The organism is Bradyrhizobium sp. 613_E4_N2_2, from assembly GCF_052075995.1.
In the GTDB taxonomy this organism is placed as follows: domain Bacteria; phylum Pseudomonadota; class Alphaproteobacteria; order Rhizobiales; family Xanthobacteraceae; genus Bradyrhizobium; species Bradyrhizobium barranii.
This window is the reverse complement of the sequence record NZ_CP197234.1, coordinates 3,955,805-3,969,283: the sequence shown is the minus strand read 5'-3', so window position 1 is coordinate 3,969,283 and position 13,479 is coordinate 3,955,805. Positions and strand designations below refer to the sequence as shown.

Annotated in this window: 13 protein-coding genes; 5 read left to right on the top strand and 8 right to left on the bottom strand. The window is 64.0% G+C overall.

All coding sequences use genetic code 11. From position 1 onward, the window contains the following. Positions 1 to 18: 18 nt before the first annotated feature. From AB7290_RS18945 to AB7290_RS18930, 4 genes are all read right to left on the bottom strand, one after another. A complete protein-coding gene (locus AB7290_RS18945; protein ID WP_085400314.1) occupies positions 19 to 516 on the bottom strand; it encodes a TlpA family protein disulfide reductase in 498 nt (165 codons plus the stop codon). Further along, on the bottom strand, positions 513 to 1,724 hold the full coding sequence (locus AB7290_RS18940) for a sialidase family protein (protein ID WP_085400315.1): 1,212 nt from the start codon (positions 1,722 to 1,724) through the stop codon (positions 513 to 515). The genes AB7290_RS18945 and AB7290_RS18940 overlap by 4 nt, the downstream gene beginning before the upstream one ends. Before the next feature lie 26 nt (positions 1,725 to 1,750). Further along, complete coding sequence (locus AB7290_RS18935) at positions 1,751 to 4,156, bottom strand: TonB-dependent receptor family protein (protein ID WP_085400317.1); 2,406 nt, start codon at positions 4,154 to 4,156, stop codon at positions 1,751 to 1,753. Positions 4,157 to 4,240: 84 nt separating this feature from the next. Continuing rightward, positions 4,241 to 4,615, bottom strand: a complete 375-nt coding sequence (locus AB7290_RS18930) for a DUF2946 domain-containing protein (protein WP_201266158.1) — start codon at positions 4,613 to 4,615, stop codon at positions 4,241 to 4,243. 498 nt (positions 4,616 to 5,113) lie between these two features. Between AB7290_RS18930 and AB7290_RS18925 the strand changes: the two genes are divergently transcribed. From AB7290_RS18925 to AB7290_RS18910, 4 genes are all read left to right on the top strand, one after another. Then, positions 5,114 to 5,518, top strand: coding sequence for a globin (locus tag AB7290_RS18925; RefSeq protein WP_085400390.1), 405 nt, complete (start codon positions 5,114 to 5,116; stop codon positions 5,516 to 5,518). 139 nt (positions 5,519 to 5,657) lie between these two features. Beyond that, positions 5,658 to 6,680, top strand: a complete 1,023-nt coding sequence (locus AB7290_RS18920; RefSeq protein ID WP_063983001.1) for a sugar ABC transporter substrate-binding protein — start codon at positions 5,658 to 5,660, stop codon at positions 6,678 to 6,680. A gap of 6 nt (positions 6,681 to 6,686) precedes the next feature. After that, positions 6,687 to 8,189 carry a sugar ABC transporter ATP-binding protein gene (locus tag AB7290_RS18915; RefSeq protein ID WP_071913405.1) on the top strand — a complete coding sequence of 501 codons (1,503 nt, stop codon included), beginning with the start codon at positions 6,687 to 6,689 and terminating at the stop codon, positions 8,187 to 8,189. 12 nt (positions 8,190 to 8,201) lie between these two features. Next, the gene (locus AB7290_RS18910) at positions 8,202 to 9,230 is read left to right on the top strand and encodes an ABC transporter permease (RefSeq protein ID WP_071913403.1); all 1,029 of its coding nucleotides are present in this window, start codon (positions 8,202 to 8,204) and stop codon (positions 9,228 to 9,230) included. Between the two features lie 251 nt (positions 9,231 to 9,481). On the opposite strand, the gene AB7290_RS18905 is transcribed toward AB7290_RS18910, so the two are convergent. From AB7290_RS18905 to AB7290_RS18890, 4 genes are all read right to left on the bottom strand, one after another. After that, positions 9,482 to 10,525 carry a medium chain dehydrogenase/reductase family protein gene (locus tag AB7290_RS18905; RefSeq protein WP_085400323.1) on the bottom strand — a complete coding sequence of 348 codons (1,044 nt, stop codon included), beginning with the start codon at positions 10,523 to 10,525 and terminating at the stop codon, positions 9,482 to 9,484. 196 nt (positions 10,526 to 10,721) lie between these two features. Further along, on the bottom strand, positions 10,722 to 11,426 hold the full coding sequence (locus AB7290_RS18900; RefSeq protein WP_085400324.1) for an L-2-amino-thiazoline-4-carboxylic acid hydrolase: 705 nt from the start codon (positions 11,424 to 11,426) through the stop codon (positions 10,722 to 10,724). 41 nt (positions 11,427 to 11,467) lie between these two features. After that, positions 11,468 to 11,854 carry a RidA family protein gene (locus AB7290_RS18895; RefSeq protein ID WP_085400327.1) on the bottom strand — a complete coding sequence of 129 codons (387 nt, stop codon included), beginning with the start codon at positions 11,852 to 11,854 and terminating at the stop codon, positions 11,468 to 11,470. Between the two features lies 1 nt (position 11,855). Beyond that, positions 11,856 to 12,725 (bottom strand): VOC family protein, encoded by an 870-nt coding sequence (locus AB7290_RS18890; protein ID WP_085400329.1) that lies wholly within the window; start codon positions 12,723 to 12,725, stop codon positions 11,856 to 11,858. 127 nt (positions 12,726 to 12,852) lie between these two features. Between AB7290_RS18890 and AB7290_RS18885 the strand changes: the two genes are divergently transcribed. Next, positions 12,853 to 13,479, top strand: coding sequence for a LysR family transcriptional regulator (locus tag AB7290_RS18885; protein ID WP_085400332.1), 627 nt, complete (start codon positions 12,853 to 12,855; stop codon positions 13,477 to 13,479).

Here is a 13,479-nt window from a genome sequence, read left to right as displayed (position 1 = left end):
CCGTTTGCAGATTGAATTTCAGTGTGTGGCGAGCTGTTGGCCCGACCATTTTTCGAGATCGGCCATCTCGGCCGAGCCTTCGATCGTCGTGATTGTCCCGTCCCGGGAGATGAGCATGGTCCGGGGAATGTCGCCCTGCCAGGCGGGGTCGATCTCGAACCTCAAACGCTCGACAAAACCGTCGTTGAAGATGAAGTTCTCGGTCGACGACAGCCCCGCCTTGTCAAGCATCGACTGCGTTGCCGCCGGCAAGTTCGGCACGAGATCGGCGCTGATCGTGACCACGTCGATCCCGGGATGGTCCTTCGCAAACTGCCCGAGCAACGGCAGCTCGACCTTGCAGGGGCCGCAGGTCACGCCCCAGAAATGCACGAGCGTCGGGCGACCCGCATGCCCCCTAAGGACGCCTTGCCAGGTGCCGCGCTCGAACGGTTTCAGGGCCGGCGCTGCTCCCAGCGTAGCCGTTGACGCGACCACGATACCCAGACCCAGAATGCCCGCAAATCGACGTCTCATGGCTGGTCCTCGATTGCTGTGAGCCGATAGCCATCCGCTTTCGTCATCCATGACAAATAGACCTGTCGGCCATTGGAGACGAGCAAGGGATGATCGGATGTGTCGGTCGTGCTCGATATCGTCTTCGGCGGCGACCAGCTCTCGCCATCGTCGCGGGACATCATCATCTGGACCGAGGTCTTCTCGCCGTCGAACTCCTTCCAGACCATCACCGTTCCCACAGCACTTGCGAGCACGTAAGGACGCGTCGGATTGCGGCCCGGCTGCCCTAGCGCCATGGGCGCAGAGAAGGTGCGGCCTTCGTCGCGCGAGTGGGCGTAGAACAGTCCCTTGCGCGCCTTGCCGTTCGTGTACCAGGCGACGTGATAGGTCCCGTTCGGCGCAACGGTGAGGCTCGGTCCGTGATGCGGGCAGGCGTTGATCTGCCAGTCGTCATTGCTGACCCGATGGATTTCCCCCGGCGTCGAGACGTCGGCGAAGGTCATGACCGCGTGATCGCGCACGCCGCCCTCGAAGATATTTCTGAAGATCACGGCCGGACGCCCGGGCGCCGCGAATGTCAGCCCCAACCGGCAGCATTCGCAGGTGTTGTCACGCGCAAGCTTCGCCTCCGCGTAGGTGGCGCTGCCATCGCGCGACGAGGCGAAGAACAGCCCCGCTCCCTCGTACTTCCGTCCTGCCTCCTTCGCGGGAACGCGATTGCGCTTGTCCAGCCATGCCGCAAAGACCGTTCCGTCCTGATCGAGCGCCAGCGCCTCAAAGCGCTGGCTCTCGTTGTTGGCGGTGATGGGCCTCAGCTCCGCAAAGCTCTTCCCGCCGTCGGCTGAGCGTGTGAAGAGCACCTGGCCGTTGAAGGCCTCATCCCTGAAGATCGAGAATGCGAGCGCGATGCCGCCCTTGCGATCGACCACGATCTTGGGCCGCGCATCCGGCCCCCAATCAAGGTTCAGCCGCTTCGTCGTGACCTGGGTGGGCACCGAGAAGCTGCGCCCCGCATCCGGCGAGTTCGCAACCGACACCTGCCCGCCCGCCATCCAGACCAGCCACAGCGTTCCGTCCGGTCCGAATGCGGGCGTCACCTTGGTTGCGCAGCGCAACGTCGGCTCCTCACACGCCGCTTCGGAGGCATGCTGACCGTGCATTTGCGCGAGCGCCGCACCTTGCAGGAATGCAAGAGCGATTATCCCAAGCAAGCCACTTCGGACCATGGCCCTATTCCCTTCGAGAGCCCGGATCATCTGAATGCCACCTTCATACCCGCAACGAACAGGCGCGGCGAGCCCGCGTAGATCGATCCCGTCGTGTTTGCGAGCACGCTCGCAGGATTTTGAAGGCCGGCCGCCGTCACCGTATTGGCGATGTTGTTTGCCGACGCGACGTAGGTACGGTCGAAAACGTTCCTGACTTCGAGGAACAGGTTCAGGGATCTGAAAGTGTCGGACACGAGATCGGTCTTGTAGTGGACGTTCAAATTGACCAGCTCATAACCCGGCGCCTTCAACAGATTTGCATTGTCCATGTAGAAGGAGTCCTTCCACTGGACCTCGACGAAGCCTCCGAGGCCTGCCAGCGGCCCGGCAAGCTCGTCGTAGCCAACCCGCGCCGTCAACTCGTTGGGCGAGATGCCCGGTATCTTGTTGCCTGCCCGGTTGAAGCTGAACACCGCGCCATTGGTGATGTTCTCGACATACTCCGTGTAGACCTCGTCGAGGTAGGTGTACGCCGCCATGAACCGCCAGCCCGGATAGAACTTCCAATCGGCCGCAAGCTCGATGCCGCGATGCTCCGAGCGCGGCGCATTGAACGTGTAGCTCGGGTTAGGTGAATTGACAGGTGTTGCCTGCGATACAAGTTCGTCGCGAAAGAACTCGTAGAAGCCCGTCGCGCTGACTTTGAGCGTGTTGTTCGGTGTCCAGTCGAAACCGAGGTCGTAGCCCAGATTTTTCTGAGCCTGGAGCTGGGTATTGTTGCCCGACAGCCCACTCGGCAGGACAAACAGGTTCGAAACCTGCGGAGTGCCGTACCCCGTAGCAACCCGCCCCCTGAGCACCCACTCGTTGTTCACCGTATAAAGCAAGGCTAGTTCAGGCGCGGTGTTCTGGAATTGCCTGTCCGCGGTCGTCAGCGTCGTCGTGGTAATGCCAGTGGGGCCAGCGTACGCATACGCAGTGTTGATCCCCTTGAGAACGGTAGTTTCCCAGCCGATGCCTGCGACAGCCGTCAAGGATGTCGTCAGCTTGAGCTCTTCCCGCGCGCGAACGCCGTAATTGGTCGTCTGGCTATAAAGATTGCTCGACAGACTGCCGAGTGTGGCATTGCCCCCCGGCATGACGTTCCGCGTGTCGCTCGAGGCCGTCAGGGTGTTGTAGAAGGCACCGAAGAACGTGGTCGATTCCAGGCCGAGAATCTCGCCCCGCTTGGTGACGTCGCTCATGAAATTGTACGAGGGAAAATCGCCGATCGCGCTGGTCGTGCCGGTCGGCTGATTGATGTTCCTGTCGTCGAACACGAACTGGTTGCGCCAGGTCGTGGTGTTGTCGAAATCGTGCTCCCAGCGGCCGCCGACGATGGTGCGGCGGTCGTTGCGGCCGAGCCCGGCCTGCACGGCCGTCTCCTTGTCGGTTCCAGCGGTTGCATTGAAGCCGTTGTTGAACAGTGTGACCGTGCCGCATCCGGCGGCGGCCGAGACGCCGGTCGCACAGCCCTGCTGGAAAGGGTTTTGATAGTACTGGTTCAGCGACTGCCGGATCGGCAGCCGCGTGCTGAGGTCTTTGTTGATGATCTTGACCGTGAAACGATCGTCCGGCGTCGCCTTGAGCGTGCCGAGGAAGTTGACGGTCTGCGTATTGAACCAGCTATTGCCGATATAGCCGTCGCCTCGCGTGTCGCTTGCGAACAGCGAGCCCTCGAAGTTCCCGACTTTCTTGCCGGCCGCGAGGTAATTGTTGAGATAGCCGTAGCTGCCGCCGTCGACGCCATATTCGACGCCGTCGATCGTGCCGCCCGGCCGTGTCCGGAAATTGAGCGCGCCGCCGGTGGCATAGTTGCCGTAGAGCGCCGACGACGGGCCGCGGATCACATCGATCGCACTGTAGGCCCGCGGATCGATCAGGTCACTGCGCGACAGGCCGTCCGGTTGCGTGACCGGGAAGCCGTCGTCGAAGATCACGAGATTGCGGATGCCGAAGCCGTTGCGGGCGTTGGAGCCGCGGATCGAGATGCCGATATCGCGGGGTCCGTTGCCCTGCTTCACCGATATGCCGGGGCTCTCGCGCAGCACGTCGGCCACGGTAACCGCCGGCCGGTTGTCGAACTGGCTGCGATAGATGGTCGTCTCGGTCTGGCCGGTTGGCGCCTGATTGAGACCGTCTCGCGCCGCGCTGGCCGTCACGGCCCGGTTTGGGGTCGACGCGCCGACGCTCGCACTCGGCGTAACGGGCCTCGCTGCGCGGCCGGCCGAAGCGGATCGCGGTTGCGAAGGCCGGGTGACTGGTTTGGCACGGGCAGTCTGCGGCGCCTCAACGGTCACCGCCGGCAGCTCCGTGTTCGTGCTTTGGGCAAAGACTCCGCTCGACGACGCAAGCAGCGCGGCCTGGACCGCGACGGCGCTCACGCCACGGCGGGCATGACAACGTAACATGGGGCATTCCTGACGCCGGCTTTCTCTCCGGCCCTTCGACAGCATCGATCGCCAGCGGACGGACCGCGGCAATCACGAGGGTCGTCAGGAAAATTGAGGTGGTGCGCGCGCCTGGGCGCTTGTGCCCTTATGGATCGCCACGGCGGATACATCCGCCGCATGCAACACCACGCGCGCGGCGTGGCGGAAGGGAATGGCGAGCGCAACGTGCGGCGGCGAATCGAGCGATGCGCCTGCCTGCGCCAGGCAGCACAGCGCGCACGCGGCGCCATGTGCGGTCGGCGCGCCGGTCTGGTCGTCCAGACCGCCCTGCTCGCTGGCGCTGTGGCAGATGACGCCGGCAGACAACGGATCGGCCACGGCCTGGCCGGCCGCCAGACAGGCGGCAATCGGCGCCAGCACCTGCATCGCCAAAGCGAGCAGGACCAGGGGTAGGAATTTTTGCAGCCGTGCGCGCATCCGCCGAGCCATTCGTTCGCCTACGAACTAAACACCTCGCCGAGACCTGAGTCGAGGTCAGTTCCGCCGGCTTCTTGGCCCAGCGCAAATTTCTCGAAAACTGTGCTCCTGCCGCCCCACGGGATGGGACGTCCGGCATTTGAGGCAGTCCGGCAACCCGCCCCGTCCACAGATTTCTTATATTTGTCATATGCTTACGGGGCAAACAGCCCGATCATTTCGTCAGCTGCTCTAATTTTGAACAATCGTTGCCGAAAATGATGACAAGTGAGAAAAGTTGATCTAGCATCCCTCTTGCTCAGGCTGGCCGCGAGGTCGAAGTCTGGTGGTCCAAGTCTCGGGAGGAGCCCCTGGCGCGCAAAACGCAGCGTCGCCCCGTCAATCAAGAGCAAATCTTAGAATCGGGGATAATAGGGTCGACACAATTTTCGAGCGGGGCTAGGGCCCCGCTCTTTTTTTGCCCGCAAGGCTTCTTTTGCCCGCATGGCTTCGATGCCGATGAGCGCTCCCTCTAATCCAATCGAAAGCAGCTTCGAACTCGCAGCCTCGCGTTGCGCGGATCTCACGCCACTCGTCTACCAACGGCTGTTCGAACAGCATCCCGAAACGCAGACCATGTTCCGCTCGCAGGGCAGCGAGCTGGTGATGGGATCAATGCTTGCGCTGACGATCGAGGCGATCCTCGACTTCGCCGGTGAGCGTCAGGGCCATTTCAGGCTGATCGCCTGCGAGGTCGCCTCGCACGATGGCTACGGCACCCCGCGCGAGCTGTTCATCGCGTTCTTCGCCGTCATCAGGGATACGCTGCGCGACCTCCTCGGCGACGAATGGTCGCCGGAAATCGCACAGGCCTGGGACCAGCTGCTCGTCGAGATCGACGCCTTCGCCACTATTCCGGCCTGACGCTTTGCGCTGCACCAACACGGGCTGCGGCGATCTCGCGATCGATTGCAGATTGAGTGGCGGGAACTCTTGTGAGAGACTTTCGGACATCGGTCGCGCAATCAATGACGCGCCGACGAAAATTTTATGGGAGCGAGCGATGTCCGGGACGAAAGATTTCTCGACGACGAGGCGCGATCTTCTTCAGGCGGCGGCGACCGCCGGCGCCGCGACTGCCCTTCTCGGCAGCATGGGCATAAACCCCGCCCTTGCAGCCGAGGTCGGACGATCCGAGAAGCCGCTGAAGGCGGCCTTCTCCAATGCGGGCCTCCAGGCCACCTGGTGCGCCCAGGGCAAGCAGGCGGCGGAATTCTGGGGCAAGCTGTTCAATGTCGAGGTGACCTGGTTCGACGGCCAGCTCGATGCGGTGAAGCAGCGCGCGGCGATCGACAACATGGCCTCGCAAAAGTGGGACTTCGTCGCGATCCAGGCCTTCGGTATCGGCACCCTCACCCAGCCCGTACAGAAGATGATCGATGCCGGCACGCCGGTGATCGACATGGACACGCTGATTGCCCCGCTCGACCAGATCAACGTCCACTCTTTCCTTGCCCCCGACAACGAGTTCATGGGCGCCTCGGTGACGCAGGCGCTGTGCAACGCCATGGGCGGCAAAGGCAAGATCATCATGACGCAGGGCGCGCTCGGCCATACCGGCGCGCAAGGCCGGGCGAAGGGCTTCAACACCGTCGTCAAGCAGTTCCCGAACATCGAGGTGCTCGACACCCAGCCTGCCGACTGGGACGTGTCGAAAACCGCGCGCCTCTGGGAAACCTACCTGACCAAATATCCGCAGATCGACGCGGCGTTCTTCCACAATGACGACATGGCGCTGGCCGCCGCCAACATCATGAAGGCGCGCAATCGCACCAACATCCTGATCGGCGGCGTCGATGCGATGCCGCCGGCGATCCAGGCGGTGAGCGAGGGCCGCATGTTCGCGACAGTGCGCAATCCGTCCTGCCGCATCCATGGCGGCGCGATCATCGCGGGCGTTTCCGCCGTGGTCGGCGGCGAGAAGAGCGGACAGGGCATTCCCAAGCACGTCATCACCGACGGCCCGGTCGTGACCAAGGCCAACGCCGCCGGCATGCAATGGATGGAAGATCACTTCCTGATCTGAGCCTCCATGCCTGAGGTTCGTTCGCCCATCCTGGAACTGCAAGGCATCACGAAGAGCTTCGGCGGCGTCGAAGCGCTTCGTGGTGTTGATTTCGCGCTCTCACCCGGCGAGATCCATGGTCTCGTCGGCGAGAACGGCGCCGGCAAAAGCACGCTGATGAAGATCATCGCCGGCGTGCACAGCGAATTCTCCGGCCGCTTCCTGATCGACGGGAAGGAGACGCATTTCCGCTCCGCCCGCGATGCGCACGCGGCCGGTATCGCCATGGTGCATCAGGAGCTGAGCGTCGCGCCCGATCTCACGGTCGCCGAGAACGTGTTCCTGGGCAACCAGCCGACCAACCGGTTCGGCCTCGTGCAATGGCGGCGCATGGCGCGCGAGGCCGGCGAGCAGCTCGCCCGCTTCGGCATCGACGTCGATCCGATGTCCAGGCTCGGCGACCTCCCGATCGGGCTGCAGCAGCTGATCGAGATCGCCCGGGTGCTGTTCTCCGGCGCCCGCATCGTCATCCTGGACGAGCCGACCTCCGCCCTCTCCCCGCCCGAGGTCGAGCGGCTGTTCGCGACGCTCCGGCGGCTGCGCGAGGAAGGCACTGCAATCGTCTTCATCTCGCATTTCATCGAGGACATCCTGCTCGTGTCCGACACGGTGACCGTGTTCCGCAACGGGCGGAAGGTCGCCGAGACGGCCGCGGCTGCGACCAGCAAGGGCGCGCTGATCGAGGCCATGATCGGCCGCGGCGGCGAAGCGCTCGAGCACAGCTACACCGATGACCTCATGCTGCCACGGCCGAGCGACAGCTCCGTGGTCCTGAAGGTCGACCAATTGTCGCTGGCCCGCAGCCTGAAGGACATCTCCTTCGAGGCGCGCGCCGGCGAGGTGCTCGGCATCTACGGATTCATGGGCTGCGGCCAGCAGGAGCTGTCGCGCATCCTGTTCGGCAAGCTGAAGCCGGACGGCGGCACGCTCGCCGTCGAGGGCAAGCCAAAAACCTTCGCCAGCACGGCGGCGGCGCGGCGCGCCGGCGTGGCGCTGGTGCCGGAGAGCCGGCGCGCCATGCTGTTTCACCAGGAGCCGGTCTACAAGAACATCTCGATCAGCATTCTCGACCGCATCTCGTCGCTGTTGCTCAAGCCGGCGCAGGAGCGCGACATCGCCAAGCGCCAGGTCGAACAGTTGCAGATCAGGCCGCCGGTGGTCGGTCTCGACCTCGGCATGCTCTCCGGCGGCAACCAGCAGAAGGTGGCGCTGGCAAAATGGCTGACCTATCCGCCGAAGCTGCTGGTGCTGTGCGAGCCGACCCGGGGCATGGATGTCGGCGCCAAGAACGACGTCATCAACATCGTCCGCGATCTCCGCGCCAAGGGGCTCGCGGTCATCGTGCTGTCGACCGAGCCGGAAACGGTGCTGTCGCTGGCCGACCGCATCCTCGTGCTCAAGCGCGGCGCATTGGTGCGGGAATTCAAGAACGAGCCGGTCAGCAAGGACCGCCTGCTGGAAGCGGCGTGACGGAGAAGCACCATGGCGAGCAGTGAGACGGCTTTGGCGGCGGGTCAGCGGCCGCGCGGCGTTGCGCCCTTCCTGCGCTCGCAGATGCGCAACATCGCGCCGTTCCTCACCCTGATCTTCCTCTCCGCCTTCTTCGCCCTTGCCAGCCCCTCCTTCGCGACGCTGGACAACCTCGGCAACATCCTGACGCAGGTGTCGGTGACCGGCATCATCGCGGTCGGCCTCACCTTCGTGATCCTCTGCGCCGAGATCGACCTCTCGATCGCCAGCATCGCCAACGTCACCGGCATCGCGGTCGCCTACTTCACGCTGCAGGAATCCTACGTCAACATCGCCAACATCCCCCTGCCCGGCGCGGTCGCGATCATCCTGTCGATCCTGCTCTGCGCGCTGCTCGGCCTCGTCAACGCGCTCGGCCTGACCGTGATCGGCATCCCCTCCTTCATCATGACGCTGGCCATGATGCAGATCGCGGCCGGCGTCTCGGCGCTGCTGGTGCGCGGCCAGATCGCCTACAAGGTGCCCGGCCTGATCACCACGCTCGGCTCGGGCTCGATCGGCGGCATCCCCTGGATCGTCATCGTCGCGGCGATCATGCTGCTCGGCGGCCATCTGGTGCTGACCTACACGCGCTTCGGCCGCTACGTCTACATGGTCGGCGGCAACCGCGAGGCGGCCGAATATTCCGGCCTCAACGTCAAGCTCATCCTCGGCGCCGTCATGGTGATCTCGGCGGTCTGCTCGGGCATCGGCGGCATGCTCGGCGTCGCCCATTTCGGCAGCGCGCAGCAGAACGAGTTCGACACCTATTTGCTCGACTCCATCGCCGCCGTCGTCGTCGGCGGCACCAGCCTGTTCGGCGGCCGCGGCGGCATCGGCAACACCATCGTCGGGCTGTTCGTTCTCGGTGTCCTGAATAACGGCCTCGACCACGTCAACATCGACAGCTTCCTGAAGATCCTGATCCGCGGCCTGATCCTGCTCGCGGCGCTGGTCATCAACGTCTACGCGCAGCGGCTGAGGGAAAAAGCAGCGGAGTAGATAGGCCCTCAAAACAAAAAACGCGAAAACAACCCCATGCACAGTACAAATCATTGAAGAATTTGGCGCGAGGTGGCTTGAGCCCCCGCCGCAACGACGTTTGACACGTCGGGCAAAACAGGAGCACAACGTCATCATGGCGCCGTGCCTTTAAGGTCGATGGGCTCAGGACCGCGACCCAAACTCCGTCATTGCGAGCGCAGCGAAGCAATCCAGGAATCTATCCGCGGATACATGTCTGGAGCGCCGTTTCAGGCGGCGCGCTGGTTGTGTCGCGACGAGAGATCCGGGCACAGCACGAGCTTGCCCTCGAGGCCCCCAGTCTCGAGGCGACGGTGAGCATCGGCGACCTCGTCGAAGGAGATCCGCTCGGCGATGCGCGGCCGGATGGCACCAGTTGCCAAAAGCCCGAACAGACGCTCCAAGTCCTCCTTGAACCAGGTGGGATGTCGCGCCCGCATGGCATTTACCGAGTAAAACCGGGCCCGCTTGCCGCCGGGCAACAATCTCCACAGGTAAAGGCGCGCGATCTCCATCACGATAGGGAGCATGCGACGCTGCGCTTGCACGCTCGCCGAGAAACCGATGGCACAGAGCAGGCCGCCTGGCTTGAGCGCCGCGTATGAGCGGCGATAGCCGTCTTCGCCAACGCCGTCGACGATAACGTCGAACCCGCCCGGCAGGACCCGCGTGAAGTCCTCATGCTGGTAGTCGATCGGCGTTGCCCCTAGCTCTCGGACGAGCGCCATGTGCTCGCCGCGCGCGGTGCCCCACAGCTCGATGCCGGCCAATCTCCCGAGCATGAGCAGCGCCTGGCCGACGGCGCCGGCGGCGCCGTGCACGAGCACGCGCTGGCCTCGCTGGACCCGGGCCGCGCGGTGCAGAAGCTGGTACGCGGTCGTCCAGCTCAAGATCAGTGTGGCCGCCTCCGCCGCGTCTACGCCCTCCGGCACGCGGGCCACGTCGTTCGCTCGAAGCGTGCGATAGTCGGCGTTTGACCCGACCACCGTCATGTCGGCCACGCGGTCGCCAATCTGAAAGTCGTGCACGCCTTCACCGAGCTGATCGATTGCCCCGACCACGTCGTAGCCCATTACGAACGGCGGCCGGAGGCCCATCGTTTGCGGGTATAGATGGCGCCTGATCAACACCTCGGTGTAGTTGAGGCTCGACGCAAGTACACGGACCCGCATCTCGCCCCGGCTGGCGGTCGGCAAGGGAGCGTCGACCACCTCCAGCCTCTCGGGATCACCGAAGAGGCTGACTTGAACAACTCGATTGCGCGGCTCCATCATCGGCGGTCTCCCTGCAATGTCGTGATCCAGCGCAAGGACCGGCACACTACCGCAACGACTTTGCATCGCCACGTCGGCAAGCACTGAGGATATGGCCGGCCTGAAGTTCTACCTTGATCTGGCTCAAGGCACGCGATGCGCAATTTGATCGCCACCGGGGCATGGCGGACTTTCGCGAGCCGTGAGCGCGGCCGATTTATGGGTTCACGGCCTCATCCGGCGGTAGCCGCGAGAAGCGGAAATTGCAGTGGCTCGCGCCGCCCGCCAATGTTTGTGTGCGCTCCAGGCGGATGCCACGCGCTGCGTAGGCGACGAAATCGAGGCCGCAGATGTTCGGCAGGATGTCCTTGTCCCCGTGGCGCGCTGCGAGCTTGCAAAAGCCGCAGGCCTTGTAGTTGATGCCGAATTCGAAGCTGTCTTGCGGACCCGGCTCTACGAAATCGTAGACGAAGTCTTCCGGAAACTCTTCCTGATGCGCTTTTGTAACGCTCCTTGCCGCCTGCTCGCGCAGCAAGGCCTGGTTCTCCGGCGACACGAATTGTCGCCCCGAGGCGAGACGCTCCGCTTCTGATACGGTCAGCAATTGCGCCTTGTAGGTGTCTCGCTCGATCTCGCCAATCACAGGCACCGGCACGCCGTGTCGTCGCAGCACCCGGCTGATGGCCATGAACCCCATCAGGCCCATGAAGAAATCGCTCATGCGGCTTGCCGCGCCGCCGACGTAGGGCATCTGGGTGAGGACAATCTCGAATTCGTCCATCACCTCCCGCCTGATCCCGTCGATGTCGGTGACATGCGTGCGCTCGCGCAACATCGCTTCGGCAAGGTCGAGCCGATCGCGCATGGCGGTCTCCATGGCGCTCCGATGCGTCTCGTAGAAGGGATGGATGTTCTCAGCCATTGGACACCTGAGGGCTCATTGCAGGGTTGGCGAAGCCGGCTTCATTCCGCGGCGATCGCCTCGATCTCCAGCAGCCATTTGCTGTCAACGGTCTCGACGACCACGACCGTCAGCGCCGGCCGATGTTCGCCGAGCACCTTGCTGCGAATGGTGCGATTGGTAACGACTTGAGTCCGGTCAGTCAGGAACGTGGTGACCTTGACCAGATGCTCGACGCCAAGGCCCGCGGCGGCGAGCACCGCGATCACGTTGCGCCAGGCCTGCGCGCATTGCGCCTCGAAACCTTCGGGCACGGTGCCGTCGGTTTTCTCGGGCACCTGGCCGCTGACGAACAACAGGCGGCGATGCTGCGTCAATTCAAGTCCCATGCTGTAACCGCCGGCGGGAGGATGGACCGTTGCGGGATTGTGGTTGACGATGTGAGCCATGTCAGTTTGCCTCCTGTTCGACGAATTCGAGCGCCAGACCATGCGCGGTGGCGGGTGGCACCAACAGCACGGCACCGGTCATCGCGAAGCCGACGCCGTTGTGTTTCAGTGTTCGCCCTGTCGCATCCAGATCAGCGACCGCCAGACGCGCCGCGCAAAAGCGCGGCGAAGCGCTGTTCGCGAGGCCCGGTAACCGGCGCGCCAGCTCGGACGGGCCAAGCAAGGTGATATGATTGCCGCGCTCACCAATCGTCAGCCGCCCCGGCGCAAGCTCGGCCGTGCCTTCCGTGAGGCGCTCGAGGAAATCGCGATGCGCCGCCGGCTCCGCCGCCGACATCACCACCTCGACCACGCGGAGGGCGCCGTTGGGATGACGCTGATACTGCGCCTTCCAGAACAGTTCCGGCGGGTGACGCTGCTGGCAGGTGAAGAACGCGATCCCGGGCATGGCGGGATCGGTGGCAAAGGCCAGCGAAAACGCGACGCGCGCCGTGCCGCCGCCAGGGAGCACCGCGTCGCGGCCGAAATCGAACGGCGCATAATCGCCGATGCGGTCGGCCCTGAAACGCGCGGCATCGGCGTGGGCGTCGGTGCTGTGCAAGACCAGCATCGACATCCCCTCGGCGGTCTCAAGAAAATCGCGGTTGTGGGCCGCGAAGCTGAAATGGCCCGGCGTGGCTGGCGGCACCAACGCATTGTCGGTGACGGCCAGCAACTCCAGAAAATTGTCGGCGAACTGCGCCAGGCGGTTGCTGGTTCCGAACGGATGCACACCGGTCGGTGTGAGGTTGAAGCCCAGCCTCTGCCAATCCAGCGCAGCCTGCTCCAGATCGTGGACGCAAATGACGAGATGATCGATTCGGCGCGGCATGGGGGTCTCCGGATTGCGGGCCGACCGTATCCGGCGATGACGGCGCCGATCAAAGCATTGTTGCTGCGGTTCAGCGCAAGAAAATCTATTGCAAGGCCAAGGCCCATCGGTGTCAAACTGCGCTGCGATGACCTACGCCCTTCCCCCGCTCAACGCGCTCCGCGCTTTTGAGGCCGCCGCCCGGCATCTCAGCTTCAAGCTGGCCGCGCACGAGCTGCACGTGACACCTGCCGCCGTGGGACAGCAGGTGAAGGCGCTGGAGGCACGCCTCGGCGTGCAGCTGTTCGAGCGGCTGCATAAGCAGCTCATTCTCACCGCGGCCGGTCAGGCCTATCTGCCCGGGGTCTCCGAAGGTTTTCGTCACATTGCGGAGGCGACCTCGCAGTTGAAGCCGGCGGGCGCGGTGCTGCTGCAGTTGGGGGTCCATGGCAGCTTCGACCTGCGCCGGCTCGAATTGGCGGAGTTTCGCAGCGCCCATGCGGAGATCGGTTTGCGGGTGCTGCAGCCGGCCGGCCTGCACGAATTGGTCGAGGGCAAGGTCGACCTGCTGATCGCCCGCGGTCTCGGCCGCTATCCGGGCTATCGCTGCGACCGGGTCAATGAGGGATCAGGCCTCGGTGATTGGCTGATCGCGGCTGAAGGCACCGCGGATTGCCCCGAGATCGTCAGCTTCCGCGACTGGCTGCGCGCCCTGCCAGCCGAGAACCCGCTCGCAAACCGCCGCCCGCGTCTGGTCGGCATCAGCGGAAGCTAA

Bases quoted from the DNA above. Each gene is read 5' to 3' on its own strand.
- AB7290_RS18885 (WP_085400332.1), top strand. From the start codon at position 12,853: ATGACCTACGCCCTTCCCCCGCTCAACGCGCTCCGCGCTTTTGAGGCC.
- AB7290_RS18925 (WP_085400390.1), top strand. From the start codon at position 5,114: ATGAGCGCTCCCTCTAATCCAATCGAAAGCAGCTTCGAACTCGCAGCC.
- AB7290_RS18905 (WP_085400323.1), bottom strand. From the start codon at position 10,525: ATGATGGAGCCGCGCAATCGAGTTGTTCAAGTCAGCCTCTTCGGTGAT.
- AB7290_RS18920 (WP_063983001.1), top strand. From the start codon at position 5,658: ATGTCCGGGACGAAAGATTTCTCGACGACGAGGCGCGATCTTCTTCAG.
- AB7290_RS18935 (WP_085400317.1), bottom strand. From the start codon at position 4,156: ATGTTACGTTGTCATGCCCGCCGTGGCGTGAGCGCCGTCGCGGTCCAG.
- AB7290_RS18940 (WP_085400315.1), bottom strand. From the start codon at position 1,724: ATGGTCCGAAGTGGCTTGCTTGGGATAATCGCTCTTGCATTCCTGCAA.
- AB7290_RS18890 (WP_085400329.1), bottom strand. From the start codon at position 12,725: ATGCCGCGCCGAATCGATCATCTCGTCATTTGCGTCCACGATCTGGAG.
- AB7290_RS18910 (WP_071913403.1), top strand. From the start codon at position 8,202: ATGGCGAGCAGTGAGACGGCTTTGGCGGCGGGTCAGCGGCCGCGCGGC.
- AB7290_RS18915 (WP_071913405.1), top strand. From the start codon at position 6,687: ATGCCTGAGGTTCGTTCGCCCATCCTGGAACTGCAAGGCATCACGAAG.
- AB7290_RS18930 (WP_201266158.1), bottom strand. From the start codon at position 4,615: ATGCGCGCACGGCTGCAAAAATTCCTACCCCTGGTCCTGCTCGCTTTG.
- AB7290_RS18945 (WP_085400314.1), bottom strand. From the start codon at position 516: ATGAGACGTCGATTTGCGGGCATTCTGGGTCTGGGTATCGTGGTCGCG.
- AB7290_RS18900 (WP_085400324.1), bottom strand. From the start codon at position 11,426: ATGGCTGAGAACATCCATCCCTTCTACGAGACGCATCGGAGCGCCATG.
- AB7290_RS18895 (WP_085400327.1), bottom strand. From the start codon at position 11,854: ATGGCTCACATCGTCAACCACAATCCCGCAACGGTCCATCCTCCCGCC.